This window comes from Thermosporothrix sp. COM3 (assembly GCF_059696735.1).
Map to the genome: position 1 here is coordinate 7468820 of NZ_AP019376.1, position 17313 is coordinate 7486132.

Annotated in this window: 15 protein-coding genes; all 15 read left to right on the forward strand. The window is 51.3% G+C overall.

All coding sequences use genetic code 11. From position 1 onward, the window contains the following. Window positions 1-976: 976 nt before the first annotated feature. The 15 genes from KTH_RS31925 to KTH_RS31995 all read left to right on the forward strand — a co-directional run bounded on the left by KTH_RS31925 (window position 977) and on the right by KTH_RS31995 (window position 17312). On the forward strand, window positions 977-1186 hold the full coding sequence (locus KTH_RS31925) for a hypothetical protein (protein WP_497622930.1): 210 nt from the start codon (window positions 977-979) through the stop codon (window positions 1184-1186). Between the two features lie 401 nt (window positions 1187-1587). Then, window positions 1588-1905: a helix-turn-helix transcriptional regulator gene (locus KTH_RS31930; RefSeq protein WP_371860006.1), complete on the forward strand. Its 318-nt coding sequence runs from the start codon at window positions 1588-1590 to the stop codon at window positions 1903-1905. A gap of 279 nt (window positions 1906-2184) precedes the next feature. After that, window positions 2185-3420, forward strand: coding sequence for an NAD(P)/FAD-dependent oxidoreductase (locus tag KTH_RS31935; protein ID WP_170142502.1), 1236 nt, complete (start codon window positions 2185-2187; stop codon window positions 3418-3420). Continuing rightward, the gene (locus tag KTH_RS31940; RefSeq protein ID WP_497622933.1) at window positions 3417-4514 is read left to right on the forward strand and encodes an amidohydrolase family protein; all 1098 of its coding nucleotides are present in this window, start codon (window positions 3417-3419) and stop codon (window positions 4512-4514) included. Before KTH_RS31935 ends, KTH_RS31940 begins: the two co-directional genes overlap by 4 nt. Beyond that, window positions 4511-4882 (forward strand): Dabb family protein, encoded by a 372-nt coding sequence (locus KTH_RS31945; RefSeq protein ID WP_497622935.1) that lies wholly within the window; start codon window positions 4511-4513, stop codon window positions 4880-4882. Before KTH_RS31940 ends, KTH_RS31945 begins: the two co-directional genes overlap by 4 nt. Continuing rightward, complete coding sequence (locus KTH_RS31950) at window positions 4855-5589, forward strand: SDR family NAD(P)-dependent oxidoreductase (RefSeq protein ID WP_170142501.1); 735 nt, start codon at window positions 4855-4857, stop codon at window positions 5587-5589. The genes KTH_RS31945 and KTH_RS31950 overlap by 28 nt, the downstream gene beginning before the upstream one ends. Before the next feature lie 42 nt (window positions 5590-5631). Continuing rightward, window positions 5632-6900, forward strand: coding sequence for a beta-ketoacyl-[acyl-carrier-protein] synthase family protein (locus tag KTH_RS31955; RefSeq protein ID WP_111321236.1), 1269 nt, complete (start codon window positions 5632-5634; stop codon window positions 6898-6900). Beyond that, on the forward strand, window positions 6897-8102 hold the full coding sequence (locus KTH_RS31960) for a beta-ketoacyl-[acyl-carrier-protein] synthase family protein (RefSeq protein WP_111321234.1): 1206 nt from the start codon (window positions 6897-6899) through the stop codon (window positions 8100-8102). The genes KTH_RS31955 and KTH_RS31960 overlap by 4 nt, the downstream gene beginning before the upstream one ends. A 31-nt stretch (window positions 8103-8133) precedes the next feature. Continuing rightward, window positions 8134-8370 (forward strand): phosphopantetheine-binding protein, encoded by a 237-nt coding sequence (locus KTH_RS31965; RefSeq protein WP_111321232.1) that lies wholly within the window; start codon window positions 8134-8136, stop codon window positions 8368-8370. A 20-nt stretch (window positions 8371-8390) separates the two neighbouring features. After that, window positions 8391-8891 carry an aromatase/cyclase gene (locus KTH_RS31970; protein WP_111321230.1) on the forward strand — a complete coding sequence of 167 codons (501 nt, stop codon included), beginning with the start codon at window positions 8391-8393 and terminating at the stop codon, window positions 8889-8891. Window positions 8892-8893: 2 nt separating this feature from the next. Next, complete coding sequence (locus tag KTH_RS31975) at window positions 8894-9646, forward strand: cyclase family protein (protein ID WP_497622938.1); 753 nt, start codon at window positions 8894-8896, stop codon at window positions 9644-9646. Between the two features lie 3 nt (window positions 9647-9649). Further along, window positions 9650-10456, forward strand: a complete 807-nt coding sequence (locus KTH_RS31980) for a holo-ACP synthase (protein ID WP_497622939.1) — start codon at window positions 9650-9652, stop codon at window positions 10454-10456. Between the two features lie 8 nt (window positions 10457-10464). After that, window positions 10465-10812 carry an antibiotic biosynthesis monooxygenase family protein gene (locus tag KTH_RS31985; RefSeq protein WP_497622941.1) on the forward strand — a complete coding sequence of 116 codons (348 nt, stop codon included), beginning with the start codon at window positions 10465-10467 and terminating at the stop codon, window positions 10810-10812. 86 nt (window positions 10813-10898) lie between these two features. After that, window positions 10899-12173 carry a cation:proton antiporter domain-containing protein gene (locus tag KTH_RS31990; RefSeq protein WP_497622943.1) on the forward strand — a complete coding sequence of 425 codons (1275 nt, stop codon included), beginning with the start codon at window positions 10899-10901 and terminating at the stop codon, window positions 12171-12173. A 795-nt stretch (window positions 12174-12968) separates the two neighbouring features. After that, window positions 12969-17312: a DEAD/DEAH box helicase gene (locus KTH_RS31995; protein ID WP_497622945.1), complete on the forward strand. Its 4344-nt coding sequence runs from the start codon at window positions 12969-12971 to the stop codon at window positions 17310-17312. Window position 17313 lies beyond the last annotated feature (1 nt).

Here is a 17313-nt window from a genome sequence, read left to right on the forward strand (position 1 = left end):
TCTCTCCCTTGTATTTTGGTTTTTGGGCTGGTATAATGTCAGTATACTGATATGTTATCTGTATGCTGATATTATACCATGCAAAAATGAGTATCTGCAGGGATTGAAAAAATCAGGAGATGGAGCAACCCTTTTCGCCTCTGATGATCTTCAGTGCCTTGTTCTCGGGATTAGCCTGTCATAGCTCCCATATGCTGGTTTCCCGGGGAAAAGAAGTGATCTCATGCAAGGATCTTGCATTCTGGCAGTGTAACCAAAAATGTGCAATGTATGCGCGATGTGCCAGTACAGCAATATATCAATCCAAAAGTTACATGTGTCTGTGTTCCCTCTTCTCCTGGATAGCTCTCTGTTGCCTATAGAATATATATAAACATGTCTATTTGTATATTATCCTTTCCCAGAAAAGAAATAATAAAAATGTGAAATAGGTCATTGTTCTCTTTGGTTTATATTCTTATACTAGAGGAGAGAAATACATGATATAGAGTACTATGTTTATTACCTGTATTGTGTAGTTCATCTATTATTATTCGGTGTTTAGTCTGAATTGACAGAATAGTGTTTTTCTTCTCTCTATCGCTATCAGGCGATGAGTGCTCTCCGATTTTTATAACGAAAGGAATGAATAGAGATGATCACTGAAGCAAATACTGCTCAGACGGTATATGGAAATACAACGATGGTATCAGGTAAATGCGCAAACGAGGGAAAGGGGTGATTATGGGAGGCCTGATGGCGCAGCTGCTTCCAGGGATATTTCAGGTGAGGCGAATTGGCAGGCGGACGGGTCGACTTCATGGGCAACTGCTGCCATATGTGCTTCATTGTGAGAGCGTGGATACCGAAGCGCGGCATCTTAGAGCCTACTCGTGGTTACGAACCGATTCGGGGAACCCGTTGCGAGCGCGGCGGGTGAAAGTGGGGCGTATTCTCACATTTCCCCGGTTGTTTGCAAGGAGGTTCTCGTTAGCTGATGGATCAGCTCTGCTCTGTGGTGCGTTTGATTCGGGCGTGGGGGCAGCCCGTCATCGCTCCGCTATTGCCTCATTTCTGGCAACAGAGTCAGAGAGAGATGCCCACAGCTACAGGTCGATCTCTCTGGCAGGTGCTGCTTCCTGCAACGACTGCAAACGAGCATTGTATGCTCATGCTTCCGGGTCGCACTGCTTATCGAGTGTATTGAGTGCATGGGAAGTAGCGCGATGGTGCGCATGATGAAACATTTCGCACCTGCATCTTGATATGTTTTTGCCCTGTTTTGGCTGCGTCTGTGTTACTGTGGCGGCAGAAAGTATGTGGGAACGGTTTGTATCGATTTTCGGGAGTTGCTTGAGCTGGATGGTTTTTGTGCTTACTCGATCAAGGGGAGGAATAGGAGCCGTCCACCTCTGGGCAAGGATGCAGCGGGTCAAGATTTTTTACTCCTGAGGAGTATTGCGGTATTCTGGGAGGGGGATGAGCCAAAAGCAGCATGAGATAGTGATGGCTGATGGCCTATGCCCTCATTTTCTTTCTGCTACTAGAAAGATCCGCAGCGGTTTTGACATTTGTATTGAGCTTGATCGGAAGGGAGATAGTCAACTTATGACGAAAAGAGTCAGGAGAAAACCTAATTTCCTTCTACGGCGGGTGCGTGAGTGGCATTCTTTATCCCAGCAAGAGGTAGCAGAATTTATAGGTACAACAGCGCTCAGCGTGAGCCGTTGGGAGCGAGGACTTGTGCTCCCTGGTCCCAACTTCAGAAGAGCGCTCTGTGCACTTTTTAAAAAGAATCCCTATGAATTAGGATTTATATCAGCGGAAGATGCTGACATGGATAGTAGTACAGATGTTGTAGAGCGTATGATATCCTTCCAGAAAGCACAGGCTGGCTCTGAGCCTGACACAACGGGGTGCAGATAGGCTGGATCATCTTCTATGGTGGCAATCTCTCGCGGATTGTCATCATATTTTTTTTGCTCAGTTGCACCGAACGTGCGATGCACAGGAAGCGATGAGCATTTGATTGCTTGTTGATAATTTGTTGATCTGTCCTTCTCCTATTCCGTATTTTATACTTAAAACATCTCCAATGAGATCTGATAGAACTGGTGATTTCTCAGATATAGACGAAATCTACTACGTATGTCAGGACGTACTATTGTCGTCGTTTGGACTTGCAGAAAGAGTGGTCAAACAATTATGGCGGAGCAATTTTTTGATGTTGCTGTGGTAGGCGGAGGTCCCGCAGGTGCAACCTGTGCGACGCTTCTGGCGAAGAAGGGGCACCATGTCTTGCTCGTCGAAAAAGAAAAGTTTCCCCGCTACCATATCGGTGAGTCAACGGTACCGGGTGTGCTTCCCGTCTTTGAAGAACTGGGCATAGCGGACGAGATGAAAAAGCACGCGTTTGTCAAAAAAAGGGGAATCACCCTGGTCTGGGGGCAAGGGCGTGAACCCTGGGATGTTGATTTTGCGGATGCCGGTCCGCTGACTGGGCCCTATGATCATGCTTATCAGGTAGTCCGTTCTGAATTTGATAGTATTCTGCTGGCAAACGCACGCCATTGTGGAGTGACGGTGCTGGAAGATACGACCGTGGTTGACTTTCTGTTTGAAGATGAGCGTTGCTGTGGCTTGAAATACACCCGGAGCGGGAAGGCGTCGACGGTGCGGGCTCGCTTTGTTGTGGATGCCAGCGGACAGAATACATTGCTTGCGCGTCGATATAACCTGCTAGAGTGGGATGAGGGCTTAAAGAATGTCGCCATCTGGGCCTACTATCAGGGGGGAAAGACGTTGCCGGGCAGGAACGCGGGCAACATCCTGGTTGAGAATATGTATGATAGTTGGCTCTGGGTGATTCCTCTGCATGATGGGACGCATAGCGTTGGTCTGGTAATGCCTGCTGAGAATGCCGGAGGGAAACAGGCGCTTGAGCAGCAGTTTGAGGAGACCCTGGAGAATTCGGTTGAAACGAAAAAGCTGCTTGTAGCGGCTCAACGCGTAAGCAACTATCGCACCGCGCGTGACTGGTCGTACAAAAGTCAGCGCTTTTATGGTCCTGGCTTCCTGCTGACCGGTGATGCCGCTGGTTTTGTAGATCCGCTATTCTCGACTGGCGTGTTTCTGGCCTTACGGGGCGGCAGTCTTGCCAGCGCCGCAATTGATCGATTGCTCAAGACACCGGAGAGAGAAGCTGAGGTGCTGAAACGCTACGAGGAGAGCTACCGCGATTTCTTTGATGTGGTTATCTCTTTTGTGCACTACTTTTATGATGCCAGCAAGGAAAAAGAGGCCTATTGGCATCGGGCACAGGAACTGATAGATCCTATTGAGCAGATGACTTCACGTCAGGATTTTATTCGCCTGATTTCAGGACAGGCAGGTATTGTTGATGTGATGCGGCTTGATACAACCGAGAAGGTGAATTTATGAGCATTCCACCTGTTATAGATAGCCACCTTCATATGCTACCTCCGCTGGTGATGAAGCGGTATCGCACCTGGGTCGCTGAAGAGCGGCCCCCCTATGAAGGGCTACCCGGGATGTGGGCTTCGCCGGCATTCGAGCATCCCGAGGAGCAGATCAAAGCACTTGATGCGGCGGGGATCAATGCGGGGTTGATCACTTTTAGCAGCAACGCACCCGGGGCCATGCATACGACCGCGGTGGCAGAGAAGCTCACAGGACCTGAAATGGTGCGGATGGTCAATGATCAGATTATTGCCTGGGCAAAGGGCAGTAATGGTCGCTTGATCGCAACAGCCTGGGTTGAGCCTCGCTTTGGAGCCGAAGCGGTCGTCGAGATGGATCGGGTGCTCAATGAGCAGGGCGTTCAAGCATTCTCGATGTTGACTGCCTACAGGGGACCGGGACAGCCTTTACGCTTTCTGGATCACCCGCTGTTTTTCCCGGTGTTGGAACATGCCGCCAGGCTCAACATCCCGGTGTTTGTCCATACCAGCGGGCGCTTCAATGTACTGGCGGATATGGGTGAACCAGCGCTTCAGGGGCAAGCTGCAATGTATCTGACAGGCGGCCTTTCGATGCTGGTTGAAAGTACGCTCTGTTTGCTCCGGTTGACGCTGAGTGGTGTGTTCGATCGCTTGCCAGAGCTCCGGCTGGTGTTTGGTCAGCTTGGTGGGCTGTTCCCGTTCGTGCTTGGACGCTTTGATCTCATCTATGAACTGGTACTGGTTGCTGCGGCGCAAAGCGGAGCGGAAGGGAAGCTCAACCGGCAGGATGTTGCGACCATCTGCCGTCGGTTGCGCGACTATGCCGGAAACATCTACGTGGATACGCATTCAATGGATCGGGCAGCGCTCCTCTGCGCGTTGGAAGCTCTTGGAGCGGATCGTCTGCTCTATGGTTCGGATTTTCCGGTGACACCTGCTCACCTGGGGCGTCATGAGGCGCTGGAGATGATTCAGGCGCTCCCCGTAAGTGAGGAGGTGAAGGCGGCCATTCTGGGAGGGAATGCCCTGTCCCTGCTTTCCCTGAGTCGGCTGGAAGAAGGGGTCTCCCGGTGATTATACATCTCGCTTTGTATCGCTTTTTTCCTGAAGTGTCAGAGGAGCAGCGAACGGCCTGTATTCGGGAACTGGAAGCCAGTACGGAGCGAACCGGGCTGGTGGCCTGGTTCACCGGTGGGCGTCATCTGGCCCTGCCTGCTGATGAGCCGGTTCAGCAGTTCATATATGATTATGCGGCCCTCTGGGGCTTTACCGATCAGCAGGCGCTGGAAGCGTTTTCTATCCATCCCGCCATGAAGCAATGGGTGGCCACATTTGTTCGTCCGTTTGTAGAGAAGCTCGCAATTGCCAATTTCAAAGATGGTCTATCACAAAGCAAGGAAGAAGGAGCATGGGCATGTCTTTTGAGGGGAAACGAGTATTGATTACAGGTGCGGCTTCCGGTATCGGACAAGCCAGTGCGCGGCTCTTTGCTGAAGAAGGTGCACACCTCATTCTGCTTGATCGAGATGAAGCAGGATTGCATGCAACGGGGAAAACATTGCCCGCGGAAACGCTCCTTCTGACCGTTGATGTCGCGGATGAGCAAGCGGTGCGTGCGGCTGTACAGGAGGCCGGGGAACGGATTGATGTTGTGATCAATAGTGCGGCGATCCTGGCCAACTGGGGGGCTCCGCATGAGATTCCAGAGGAATTGTGGAATGAGGTTTTCTCGATTAACTTGAAAGGTGTTGTCTACACCTGCCGTCACGCTCTCCCGTTGATGAGAGCCGGAAGCGCAATTATCAACATGGCGAGTGTCTGTGGCGTGACGCGTGCCTGCACCAATCGTGCGCCTTATAACATCGCAAAGGCAGGGATTGTCGCCTTTACTCGTGATCTCGCGGCAACCTATGGACCGCGGGGAATTCGTGCCAATACGCTGGTTCCCGGCTTTATTGATACACCGATGTCGCGTCGCCTGGTACAGGGGCATGAGGAGCAGGCGCGTGCTGAGGAAGGAAGGATACCGCTTCGGCGATTGGGGCAAGCGGACGAAGTCGCACGTGCAGCTGTGTTCCTTGCCAGTGAAGCTGCCTCCTATATTACCGGGAGTACGCTGTTTGTTGATGGCGGCATCGCTTTGGTGTAGGGTATCCCGCATTACACCATGCGGAAAGAAGGAGCCTTTCCTATGCAGAGAAGAGTCGTTATTACCGGTCTCGGTGTTGTCGCACCAAGCGGTATCGGGAAAAAGGAATTCGCAGAGGCTCTCTGGCAGGGGCGTTCCGCTGTCAGTCGCATTTCTTGCTTTGATCCTTCCGGGCATGCCTCCCAGATTGCCGCCGAGTGCCGGGATTTTGTTCCTGAACGCTTCGGCATTACGCCGCAGATGCTCGATCAGGATGACCGCGTTGTCCATCTGGCACTTGTAGCGGCGCGTGAGGCGATGCAGGATGCTAACTTTACGACGCTTGATCCCTCTCGCCTGGGAGTAAGCATCGCGACGGCTGTTGCAGGAACAAAGCGGATGGCGGAGCACTTCGCGGTCTTAACCGAGGGCGGGACGGTTCCGGTGCCTCCTGCTGCGGCTCACCCGTTCCTTTATAGAGCGGCAACCTTTAATACAACGTCAGCAGTCGTAGCGACCGAATTTGGAGCGGAAAGTGTGTGTTCTACATTGGCGACAGGATGCACCGGCGGAAACGATGCCCTGGGCTTTGCGCTAGATGTGATTCGTCGCGGAGAGGCTGATGTGATGATTGCTGGTGCGGCGGAAGCGCCCATCACGCCGCTGGTGGTCGCCTGCTTCGATGTGATTGGAGCACTCTCGCAGCACAATGACGAGCCACAGCGTGCCTCTCGTCCCTTTGATAAAGATCGGACTGGCTTTGTGCTGGCTGAAGGAGCCGGGCTTGTGATCTTAGAAGAACTGGAACATGCCAGAAGGCGAGGAGCGCACATCTATTGTGAATTGAGCGGATTTGGTAGTACCTGTAATGCCTATCATATGACTGATTTGCCTGCCGAAGGTGATGCGTTAAGCCGTTCGTTAACGCTTGCGCTGGCTGATGCTGCTTGTACGCCTGAGCAAGTGGATTATGTGAATGCGCACGGCAGCTCTACCCGGCAAAATTCAATCTGTGAAACCTATGCCATTAAGAAAGCTCTGGGTCAAAAAGCGTATCAAACACCTGTTAGCTCTATCAAATCGATGATCGGGCACGCTCTGGCTGCGGCGAATGCGATTGAGGCGGTCGCTTGTGCCCTGGCCTTTGAGCATCACATGTTGCCCCCTACTATTAATCTGGATGAGCCGGACCCTGCCTGTGATCTGGACTACATTCCGCATGTTGCACGAGAATGGCACGGCAATACGATTGCCAGCCTTTCTAGCGGCTTTGGTGGCATTCATTCAACCATTGTACTACAGCGAGTCGGTGAGGAGGAGAATGCTGTATGAAACGCCGGGTTGTCATCACTGGCATTGGCTTGATTACTCCTGGCGGTTCCTCGCCGGAGGACGTTTGGCAGACGCTGCTACACGGCCAATCGGTCGCACAGTCGATCACCTCGTTTGATGCGACACCTTATTCGACCTCGCAGGCGGGGATTATAGAGGAGAGCGAGCCATTCCAGCCATTTTCCAGGCGGCTGCTCAAGCGCATGGATCGGTTCTGTTGTCTGGCGATGGCGGCTGCGCATCGCGCTATTGAGGATAGTGGGATTGAGTTTCAGCATCGCGAGGCGGCGGGTGTCTATATCGGGAATATGTATGGCGGCTGGGGGGTGACGGATCCAAGCCTGCGAAATTTGCTCACTCAGGGATATCGGGAGGTCAGCCCTTATGTGGCCTCAGCCTGGTTCCCGACCGCCCCACAAGGGCAGATCTCTATTCATTGGGGGTTAAAGGGACAGAGTAAAACGATCATCGCGGATACTGCCAGTAGTGCGCTGGCTATCGGGTATGCAGCTCGCGCTATTGAGGAAGGGCGCGCTGATGTTATGCTCGCGGGCGGCGCGGAGGCTCCGATTACGCCCTACACCTATACGTTCTGTTCCAATAGCGGGCGGCTGAACCCTGCCGGATACCGTGTCTTTGATCCGGAAGGAAGAGGCTTTCTGGTCGGTGAGGGGGCCGTGCTCCTGGTCCTGGAAGAGCTGGAAGCGGCACGACGACGGCAGGCGCATGTCTACGCTGAAATCGCAGGATGGGCTACAGGCTATCTTCCCCGGGCAGAGAACCTCTGGTCCGATGAGGGAAAGAAGCTTGCCTCGCTGATGACGCAGGCACTCAGGCAGGCTGAGCTTGAGCCAGATGAGATAGGCTATCTCGGTCTTGATGCGCAGGGGGTGCAGGCGGCTGATCTCGCCGAGGCTCAGGCTGTGGAGCGTGTGTTTCCCGGAGAACAGCCGTTGGCGACCTCGTGTAAGCCAACGCTTACCCATCTCCTGGGAGCAGGAGCGGCGGCGGAAATTGCCACAGCGCTCTTGAGTATGCAACATGACTTGATTCCTCCCATATCAGCACATCCTGTTTCTGCGGCGCATATGCGGCTTGTCAGTGAAGAGGCGCGACCTGCTCAGGTGCGTAATGCCCTGATTCATGCGCGTGGAGCGGATGGCGTACAGTCTGCTATGGTTTTGCGGAGAATGGCGGAATAGATTGCTACCGAAATGAAAGGAACATCCTTGTATGGCTGATACTTCCACCTTTGTACAAGATGCACTGGTACAGCTTGGCGTCGAGAGACAGGAGATTACACCAGAGGCGACCCTGCTTGATGATCTGTCAGTTGATTCAACCGAGTTGATCGAGCTGATCACTATTCTCGAGAAGCAGATGGACATTCAGCTTGATGAAAAGCAGTTGAAGAATGTACATACCGTTGCTGAACTTGTCTCGTTTGTTGAGAGCTCGAAGGTTGGCTAGCAAGCGGAAGGAGAGAATCCATGTTTCATACGGAACATTGTGTGACTATCGATGCGCCTGTAGAGGTTGTTTATAACGTGCTGGCAGATGTTGAGGGCTACGCGAAGCTTTTCCCTCCAACGCAGGAGGTGATTATGCTTGAGGAGGGAGCCGATTATCAGATCGCAAAGCTGGTGGTTGATGTCAGTGGTCAGATCCAATCCTGGACAACTCGGCGAGACCTTGATGCCAGCAATCGCATCATTCGCTATCAACAGATTCAGACCGCGCCTCTGATGGAACAGATGGGCGGCGAATGGCGCTGCTTCCCTTTGAGAGAGAAACAGACACAGCTTGTTCTGACCCATGATTTTGCGCCTCGTGCGGCTGTTGATGGTCTGGTGCTCGGAAAGTATACACCCGAGCAGGCAGAAGCGATGGTGCGGGGCGCTGTCGAGCACAACAGTGTCGCGGATCTGGCGGCGGTGAAGCAGGAGGCAGAGCGACGTTTTCAGCGGGTGACGGCGGTTTCGGGTGATTAGGCATGAGAACACTGATTGACCTGAGTCTCCCGATTCAGTCAACTCCCAGTGAAGCGACACCGGTAACAGTGGCGACACTGGAACATCATGAGGCGCCAGGGGTTTTTGGCCTCTCGCCTCATGATTTCCCCGATGGTATGGGGATCTCCAATGAACAGATCTCCCTGACCACCCATACGGGAACACACATGGATGCGCCGCTTCACTATGGGCCATTCTCGGAGGGACGACCGGCGCGAAAGATTACTGATATTCCCCTCTCCTGGTGCTATAACCGTGGCGTTCGCCTTGATGTGCGCCATCGTGGGCCCGGCGAGGAAATCAGTGCTGCCGATCTCAAAGAAGCGGTTGCGAGTGCCGGGACAGAGCTCGCTCCGCTGGATATCGTGTTAATCTGGACCGGCTGTGATCGTCTCTGGGGAAGCGAGCGGTATCTAACTGATTATCCCGGGTTGGGGCGAGATGCGGTCGCTTACCTTGTCGAGCAGGGGGTTCGGATTATCGGGGTTGATACCTGGGGGCTTGATCGACCTGTGGAGGCGATGCTGCGCGATTATCGGGCAACGGGAGATCATTCTTATCTCTGGCCCGCCCATCTCTATGGGAGAGAACGAGAGTACTGTCAATTGGAGAAGCTGGCAAACCTGCATCTTCTGCCTGCATCTTTCGGGTTCCAGGTGCTCTGTTTCCCTGTCTCGATAGCGGGTGTTGGTGCGGCCTGGACCAGAGTTGTCGCAGTTGTTGAACAGGATTAACTTATGCGGTACGCAGAGATTGTCCTGCATGCTGATAACGATGTGTTGTTCAGAGGACAGGGAACGCGGAGTGTGCTTCTGCATCGAACGAGCATGCAACGCCTGGTGAGTCTTGGGCTTGACGTCTGTGCTCTCGACCGCTGGGAACGCATGCAGCGGCGAACTCCTGAGGTGATAGCGCGTGTCTTTACCACAAGCGAGATCGCGTGGGCCGGGCAGGAGGCTCAATCTCTGGCCCGGCTCTGGACAATCAAGGAAGCATTTACAAAGGCGCTTGGCACTGGCTTTGCCGGCTTGGCTTATCGGGATATCGAGGTGACGTTTAGTGCGTCTGGAGCGCTGGTGCGGTGCCCCTTGCACGCTATGACTGAGGAGCAGGCACTTTACCAGGGGCAGATATTCCTGTTTGGAGAAGAGGGACTTTCCGGGGCCCTGGTTTGTCTCTGGAGAGAACCAATTGACGGCGAGGGAGTGCAAACAACTCGTATTGTGCTTGAGCTTCGACGTGCTCCCGTTTCCCTTTGTGCCACACGGCGGGGAAAACGAGATGCTGAACGTTTGCTCGTACGGCAGGCTGTCTGTAGTGCTGTTACCCGGTTCTTCTCTCGTGAGCACGGTGGACGACTCGCAATATGGAAGATGCAGAATGGCCGCCCTTTCCTTTATAGAGCTCAGGATGGAAGCATGTTTCCGTTGTCACTGTCTCATTGCAGTGGTTGGGCCGCTGCCACCTTTGGGAACGTACCGGTGTTTTCTTTGCAGGAGAGGCCGAGGCGAGTGGATATGATCTCATTGTACGCGAATATATGAGGAGAAAGATGAGTACAATTACAAAAGGTTCGTCTGTATTCACCTTAATTAATGTCTTTACCGTGACCCCGGAGCGACAACAGGAGTTGATTGATCTGTTAATACAGGCAACGGAGGAGGTTATTTGCAAGCTGCCAGGCTTCATTTCTGCAAATATCCATAAGAGTTTTGATGGGGTGCGCGTCATCAACTATGCACAATGGAAGGATAAGGCCGCTTTTGAAGCGTTTCTTCGGAACAGCAAGGCAACAGAGCACTTCAAGATCGCTGAACAGATCGCGGAAAAGATTGATTACCACACCTATTCTGTCGCCGATGTGATTACAAGTAGTGTTCATGTGAGTCAGGGGAGATAGCCTGTAGCGCGATATGTTTGGTCTGGTAGCGGGGCTTTACGCCTCGCTCCATCATTGGGTTTCAGAGCACGGAAAGGATTGCTTTTATGCTGACGGGCCAGATCCTCCTGCAACTTATTGTTATTCTGATCGTCGTACAGCTTTTTCGTGTAGTATGTCTTCGTCTTGGTCAGCAGGCTGTGGTCGGCGAGATCCTGGCCGGGCTGGCGCTTGGTCCCTCTCTTTTGGGGGTATTGTTTCCCGAGATGAAAATGAGCCTCTTTCCCCGTGAAGCTCTTCCAACGCTTCAGACACTGGGTGAGCTGGGGCTGATGTTGTATATGTTTACCCTGGGAACGCGGCTGGAAGTTCATGTGATGCTGAATCAGAGGCGAGCTGCATTGGCGGCGTCATTTTTGGGGATCGTGCTTCCATTTGGAACGGGAATTCTGGCAGGCTTCTTTCTCTATCCTGCCTATGCTGGCTCTAAAGCAACCTTGCCATCTTTTCTCTTGCTCATTGGTACTGCCCTGGCGATTACTGCTTTTCCAGTGCTGGCCCGCCTGTTGACAGATAAGAAACTGGTAGCAACGCGAATCGGGACACTGGCTCTAACCTGTGCGGCGGTTGATGATGTTATTGCCTGGTGCTTGCTGGCGCTGGTGGTTTCGGTTGCCCGGGCACACGGTGTTGTCTCCTCGCTCTCCCTTGCCGCGTTAGCCATCGTCTTCTTTCTGGTTATGCTATTCCTGGTCCGTCCATTGTTTACGTTTCTATCCCACCGGCTCTCAGTATCAGCAATGAAGATAGGTAGCGTGCTGCTCATGGTCATAGCGGCGACGATAACCAATGCTATCGGGTTGCATCCGCTCTTTGGCGCTTTCATTGCGGGACTTGTGTTACCTCGTCGGCCGTGGCTTCGTGAGCAGGAAGAACATATTGATCAGATCAATACGATCCTGTTCCTTCCGCTCTTCTTCATCTTTAGTGGCCTGCAAACACAGCTCGGATTAGTGTTTACACCGGTCTCGCTTCTCCTGCTTTTGCTTCTGTTATTTATCGCTTGCCTGGGGAAGATTGTTGGTGGCGTGTTGGGAGCGAAGGTCGTGGGCCGAAATTCCTGGCGGGAATCGTTGACCCTGGGCGTGTTGATGAATACGAGAGGATTGGTCGAACTTGTTGTGCTTAATATCGGGCTTGATCTGGGGATTCTCTCGCCAACTCTCTTTTCAATTCTGGTTGTAGTTGCATTAGTGACGACGATGATGGCTTCTCCTCTCTTGAACCTGTTGTTGAACCGCCGTTCTGCTTCAGGTGACGAGGACCCTGTTTCTGCTTCGGTAGAAGTGGCCTCAGGGAGCCATAATGGAGCTGTTTCATGAAAGCGAGTATGACGGTGACAAGAAATACACTGCTTCGGAGTTGTGGCCTCTGTATTGGTTTTCTTGCTGGTTGGGTGGTCACGTTCCTGTTCACGGAGCATGTCCAATTTTCTACGCTCTCAACGTCCGTTGAAAGGTTGAAGCTCCCCTATTGGAGAGATGCATCTATGCAAGAGAGACAAAGAAGTTCTTCTGAACCGATGAGGAAAGCTGCTGAGGAGAGTATTGCGTGCTTCTAGATAGAAAACAAAAGAGCTGATCTCAGGATGAAAAACATATGGTGTGAGAGAGCAAGCAGTGATCTCATAACCAGGATATGCTATGTTCCTTGAAGAGTATTATTGACCACGTCCATTGTTTTTGTAGGAATATGATGAATGTGTATTGCTTCTTCTGTGCATTTGTTACATGCTACCATTGAATTCGTAGGGCTCTTCGCATGAAGAGCCCTTTCTATTTGTCCTGAGACAGATAGACATGAATAGGAGGTATCGATAACAGTTGTTTCAGGAGCAGGTTTTCCAGCCCCTCTATCTTCTATGGCTTTTGTTCTAAAAAGCAAAAAAGGATTGTTTCGTAGTAAAAATTTCTTCGGAACTTAGAGCAAAGTAAAGTATCTGTCATCTATTTTTTCTAACTTTGATTGAGAATTAAAACATTTTCTTGAATAACTGATAAGGAACCTTCCATCCTTTCTCTTTAGTACTATAAAATACTGGTCAAAACGCATTTTCTGCTCTATAATATGGCTACGTTTAACTCTGCCATTTGTATGAAGGCCTGGAAGGAATGCGCATGGGCACTCGTCTGACTTCCCCAGTCGCTGCTGCGCTTGGAATTATGGAGCGCTATCATAAGGATATAGAAGCGCGACTGCTCTCCTCTGGGATCAAGGAAGATCTGGTCAGGAGGATGACCACAGACCTCTTCTCAAAGGATGATATTTATTTTTCCTTGAATAAAGAATATGAGTGGATCGAGGAGAAATTCAGCGAATTCTGCCGAAAACATCGCTTGCATAGCGAAATAGCACAACGTTTTGCTTCGTTGCGATTGTATCGCCATCAGGCAGAAGCCATTCGCTGTATTTTAAACGAGCATACGACGATTATCGCAACCGGTACCGGGAGCGGTAAAACAGAATCCTTTCTCATTCCTCTCGTACATCATTGTCTGATGCAGCGAGATCAAAGGGTGCAAGGGGTGAAGGCTCTTATTCTCTATCCAATGAACGCGCTGGCAAATGATCAGCTTGAACGCGTCATACGGATGGTGTATGGGACTGGAATACGTGTCGGGTGCTTTGTCGGGTCGACTCCTGAAAGAATAGAAGGAGAAGAAGAAGAGAAAAGGTATGGGTTAGGTCGTGAGGAGATGTTGGAGAATCCTCCGGATATCCTGATTACAAACTATATCATGCTGGATCGGTTGATCACTATGCCAAAGTATCGCCCGCTCTTGTTGCAGTCCCGAGACAGTCTACGCTACGTTGTCGTTGACGAAGTCCATTATTTTTCGGGTATTCGTGGGGCAAATCTCAGCCTCTTACTTCGGCGGTTGCATACCCTCTGCAAAAGGCCTCCTATCCATATTGGGGCGAGTGGTACCTTGCGGCAGAGCGGTGGCTTCTATGCTGAACAGGCAATGGAGCAAATCGAGGAATTTGTAAGTCTGCTTTTTGGCCCTGAAGCTGTGAAGAAGGGCGTCAAGCTCATCGAGCCATCATTCCAACCGGGTCAGGATGAGCAGCCCTGTGATGCTCTACCATCAGTGGAGCATGTACCAAATACCCTGTTCTCTGCGGACAAATCATCTACACAAGGGCATGAGCTGGCGCGGCTGCTCTTTGGTGAGGAGCAACTAAAGGCATATGAGCGGTCCTATTCGGGGAACACTGCATTAGAGAACCCGATCTATCATCTGCTGAAGAAAAGCCCGTTTGTGCGAGAGATACGGAATGTGCTTGAAGAGAGAGCCTGTGTTTTCAGAGAGTGGGTGCAGGTATTTGAGAGGCTGTATGAGCGTAAACCTGCTGATCCTCGCAGTGTGGTTGAGGCGTATTGGAATCTGATCGATTACATCAATGAAGATCTACGTGACGTTAAGCCATCTGTTCCCCTTCTACTGGACTATCGTGTCCATCTCATATTGAGTGATATGGATGGTAACGTGAGTCGCTGTGTGCTCTGTGGACACTATCATGATTCCCGCTGTATCTATTGTCTGCATTGTCATGGGATGCTCTTTCCAGTGAGGAAAAACCAGCCAGACTATTGCATAGCCTATCTCGCAAATGGAGCACTCTATGCTCAGGATCCGGCCGGCAATGCGGTTGCAGTCCGCGTGTTTGTGAGGCCATTCGAGGGCATGGAAGTGGATGGAGAGCGAGAGTGTGCTGTTGAGATAACGCAGGACTCCGAGGGAAAGTTGATCTATCGATTGTGCGCGAAAACAGAGAAGACACATACTCTTTTTATCTTGCCGGAACCTGAGCGTCAGGAGCTAGCCTTACCGTTGCGAATCGGTGACACCTCGATGTACTGGTATGCAGCGCTGAAGGTGATCGAGGCAGTAGTCTCAGATCAGGAGACCAGCGTCACGAATAGGATATTGGGGTTTGTTGATGCTCGGGAAAAAGCCTCGAAGTACAGGGTTCGGCTGCATGATGAGCTTGCCAGTTATGTGCTATCATTGCTCGCACGCTCTGTCTGGACAGAGTGTAAGCCCTTGCCGGAGGCGTTTGAAGAGCTACAGAATGAAATCAACTCCTGGCAAGAGGGTGAAGAGCCAGACGAACTGGCATTTGTTCAGGAGATGCCGTTCTGGTTTTGCAGGATGCTCACCTATGGGGAGAACGGAGCGGCGGGGTGGCGTCTCGTGCTCAATGAAGAGTATGAGCTTGATGATGATGAGCAGGTTTTGTTGGAACAGGTCTTTCTATCGGAGCGGGCCATTGATCGAGATAGTTTCCATACCTTCGAGGCAGGCAATATTAAGTATTTCTATGTTGAAAGGTATAGATGTGAGATGCGATATGGCGTGGGAATGTCTGGCTCGGATGAGCGGGGCTATGACATTATCTCACTGGGAGAGCGTGGACAAAGGTATCAGGAATTGATTGCCCGCTATGGAGAGAAAAAGCTTCAGGCGATGCTCTCTGAGCTGGTGGCGAGAGGGTTGCTGGTGTTGAAGCAAACGCCAAAGGGAACGACCTATTATCAACTCTCTCCTGAGGCTGTGTGCATTGAACCGCATTCAGGTAGTGATGGGGGGAGACATGTCAGGAACTGGGAAGAGTGGTTTGTGCAGGTACAATGCCATACCGGTGAGTTGAGTACGCAAGAGCGAGAACGAATCGAGCGCACGTTCAAGCAAGGGCAGAGGAAACAGGCACTGATCTGTACGCCGACGATGGAAATGGGAGTCGACATCAATGATTTGTTCTGTGTGATGATGCTTGGTTTTCCGCCAAGTCCCGCCAATTATGCGCAACGGGCCGGTCGTGCCGGACGAGGACAAAAGCGTCAGGCGCTTGTGATCGTGCTGGCATCGTTGAATGATACGCATGACCGCTATTATTATCTGGCTCCTGCTCAAATGATTGAAGGAGAGATTACACCGCCGAGCTTCTCCCTGAGGAATGTTGCGCTCTTACGGGCTCATAGCTATGCGCATATTCTGGCCGGAACCGAAACAAAAGAGTTGTATGAGAAGCTTTATCAGCTTTCTGACTATGTTCAGGTGTTTGCCGTAAACGATGAGCTTAAATTGCAAGAGGTTCTGGATAAAGACGCGTACCAGGAGTTTATAGAGGACCTGGAGCGAGATTGCAGAAACATAGTGCGAAAAGTAGGAAATGGGAGAGGCACCATTACCTTAGAGAAGCTCTACCGGGAAGGCATATTTCCAGATTATGGTTTCCGAAATGATGATATTGTGCTCTATGATCGAAAAGAAACGCAAAGTGAGGAAGAAAGAAAGCTCACTTCTCGTGAACCTGAGCAGGCAGTAACGCAATTGGTACCCGGAAGCATTCTATTTTGCAAGGGCATCGTAGTACGGATTGATAAGCAGCAAAAATATACGACTGAGCAAGACGTAAAGGGGGAACCGTTTCGGAAGTATTTCGCTTTAAGTGCGGATAGCAGTCTGCCTGTGGAGCTTGAGAGAAGGCGCGATCCTGAGCAGATGTATAAGGTGTCGCGTTTGATACGCCTCGGGCTGCCCCTGGAGCATTTGCCGCAGCGGGGACCAAAATACTGCAAAGTCTATTATGTACCCAAAGGGACGCTCTATTTTATCAATGAGATGCAGCGAAAGAGAGACGAGTTTGTCCTGCATACAGATGAGAATAATCAGCAGTTTCGCTTTGGCACAACGATAGAGCGGGAGGGCTTGTTGATCCGCTTTGCAGCTTCGCTGCTCTCCCCTGCAATGAAAGAGAATTTTCTTGCGGTACTGCTGCGAGGAATCCCCGATTATTTTAACCTCGATGATGCAGATTTGCGGCTTGTCCAATCTGTCGATCCTGCCGACGAGGAAGAAATGTATGAGAGTGCTTTCCTGTATGGCAACGATAAGAGCGGGCTTGTTCCTTTTGAAAGGATCTTCGAGAACTGGGAGGCCTTTTTATCCCGTCATCTTCAGGTACTCCACGATTGCAAGTGCCAGCAAAAGGGGTGTTATCTCTGTCTGCTCAGCCCCCGATCGACATTGTTGAACACGCAGGTTTCTCCTGAGGTCGCTATTGAATTCCTGAAAGCCTATCTGGGTCAGGAACGGTTGAAGCCCTATCTACCTCCTTTGCAGGACGCACTTCAACCGGTGGAGCTCGTCATTACTGCCAACATGCAGAATGGGGGCTGGCAGTTTGAGATATATGATAAGCGTGATAATACCTCTTCTTCTCGCTTTGTCGAGAAGACCAGCGACCAGAACACGGCATTTTATGCGGGCCTGACCGCTCTTCTTGCAGAGAAGAGAGCCGAGGGAGCAACATCGGCGCAGATTCGTACAAAGATCAGCTATATTGTAAAACAATTGAAAGGTGAAAATAAGGTGAACACTGGAAAGCGTGCTTTCACATATTTTGAGCTTGAGAAGGCGCTATGGCCGATCTGGAAAGTGGAGGAGGTGTAGA

Bases quoted from the DNA above. Each gene is read 5' to 3' on its own strand.
- KTH_RS31925 (WP_497622930.1), top strand. From the start codon at position 977: ATGGATCAGCTCTGCTCTGTGGTGCGTTTGATTCGGGCGTGGGGGCAG.
- KTH_RS31930 (WP_371860006.1), top strand. From the start codon at position 1,588: ATGACGAAAAGAGTCAGGAGAAAACCTAATTTCCTTCTACGGCGGGTG.
- KTH_RS31935 (WP_170142502.1), top strand. From the start codon at position 2,185: ATGGCGGAGCAATTTTTTGATGTTGCTGTGGTAGGCGGAGGTCCCGCA.
- KTH_RS31940 (WP_497622933.1), top strand. From the start codon at position 3,417: ATGAGCATTCCACCTGTTATAGATAGCCACCTTCATATGCTACCTCCG.
- KTH_RS31950 (WP_170142501.1), top strand. From the start codon at position 4,855: ATGTCTTTTGAGGGGAAACGAGTATTGATTACAGGTGCGGCTTCCGGT.
- KTH_RS31955 (WP_111321236.1), top strand. From the start codon at position 5,632: ATGCAGAGAAGAGTCGTTATTACCGGTCTCGGTGTTGTCGCACCAAGC.
- KTH_RS31960 (WP_111321234.1), top strand. From the start codon at position 6,897: ATGAAACGCCGGGTTGTCATCACTGGCATTGGCTTGATTACTCCTGGC.
- KTH_RS31965 (WP_111321232.1), top strand. From the start codon at position 8,134: ATGGCTGATACTTCCACCTTTGTACAAGATGCACTGGTACAGCTTGGC.
- KTH_RS31970 (WP_111321230.1), top strand. From the start codon at position 8,391: ATGTTTCATACGGAACATTGTGTGACTATCGATGCGCCTGTAGAGGTT.
- KTH_RS31975 (WP_497622938.1), top strand. From the start codon at position 8,894: ATGAGAACACTGATTGACCTGAGTCTCCCGATTCAGTCAACTCCCAGT.
- KTH_RS31980 (WP_497622939.1), top strand. From the start codon at position 9,650: ATGCGGTACGCAGAGATTGTCCTGCATGCTGATAACGATGTGTTGTTC.
- KTH_RS31985 (WP_497622941.1), top strand. From the start codon at position 10,465: ATGAGTACAATTACAAAAGGTTCGTCTGTATTCACCTTAATTAATGTC.
- KTH_RS31990 (WP_497622943.1), top strand. From the start codon at position 10,899: ATGCTGACGGGCCAGATCCTCCTGCAACTTATTGTTATTCTGATCGTC.
- KTH_RS31995 (WP_497622945.1), top strand. From the start codon at position 12,969: ATGGGCACTCGTCTGACTTCCCCAGTCGCTGCTGCGCTTGGAATTATG.